Annotated in this window: 1 protein-coding gene; it reads right to left on the minus strand. The window is 67.2% G+C overall.

The window, feature by feature from the left end:
• A partial coding sequence (locus tag AC1RPV_RS07785) for an ABC transporter transmembrane domain-containing protein (RefSeq protein ID WP_481764199.1) occupies positions 1-287 on the minus strand: 287 nt, incomplete at both ends.

Genomic DNA, 287 nt, shown 5'->3' on the forward strand with positions numbered 1-287 from the left:
GCCGAGCACGAGCCCGACCTCGACGAGCGTCGGCAGGATGCTGTACAGCGAATACGAAATCAGCTGCTGGATGCCGCGCGTGCCGCGCTCGATGTCGCGCGACATGCCGCCCGTCTGGCGTTCGAGATGAAACCGCAGCGACAGCCCGTGCAGATGCCGGAACACCTGCCGCGCGAGCTGGCGCACCCCGCTCTCGGTGACCTTCGAGAACAGGATTTCGCGCAGCTCGGTGAACAGCGACGTCGACAGCCGCACGAGCGCATACGCGACGACCAGCAGCCCGACGC

The sequence above is a fragment of the Dellaglioa sp. CoH-55-MRSF-9 genome, from assembly GCF_056782155.1.